The 663-nt window shown below is 50.8% G+C and carries 1 protein-coding gene; it reads left to right on the top strand.

The window, feature by feature from the left end; translation table 11 throughout:
• Positions 1-328: 328 nt before the first annotated feature.
• On the top strand, positions 329-663 hold a 335-nt coding region (gene ppdD / locus AC1DUO_RS25895), incomplete at its 3' end, for a prepilin peptidase-dependent pilin (RefSeq protein ID WP_477989592.1).

Below are 663 nucleotides of genomic sequence, written 5' to 3'. Positions count from 1 at the left end.
TGTCAGAGCCATGGATCTTTCCATGCGCTTCAGCTAATCGCTGCGCTGTTGCCCCTGAATTCCTTTCGAGGGGCAACACGAATTCTTGCGATCTATTTCATCTTGCCGCACTACCCTCGCATTCACCCTTTCTGAACACCACCCCCTTTTTCATTTCATCTTTATTGTTGCGAGACATCGCACATATGTTTTGCCTGCCTTGCTGGCATACATATTTATCCTGGCAGATGTCGTGGAAAAGTCAGCAATAGCGCTGGAGTCAGGCTTTTTCTCCGTTTAGTTTGCTGCCTGAGAAACAACTACGCAGTCTTACGAAACGGAGAACGCCATGAAACGGCAACAAGGATTTACCCTCATTGAACTGATGGTAGTGATCGCGATTATTGCGATCCTCAGTGCCATCGGCATACCCGCTTACCAGAGTTATATCCAGAAAGCAGCCATGACTGACATGCTGCAAATTATGGTGCCCTACAAAACCGGCGTCGAACTGTGCGTCATCGATACGGGGGCGCTGACGAATTGCAGCGCCGGCAGTCAGGGAATTCCGGCGGCAGCTACCAGTCGTTATGTCAGCCAGATTCAGGTTAATGCGGGCGTAATTTCACTGACAGGTCAGCAGGCACTGGACGGTCTCAGCGTTGTGATGACACCGGTCCGGGA

The organism is Rahnella sp. P4_A8, from assembly GCF_056402435.1.
Note: the sequence above shows the minus strand (reverse complement) of the source record. Positions and strands in the feature narration are given on the sequence as shown.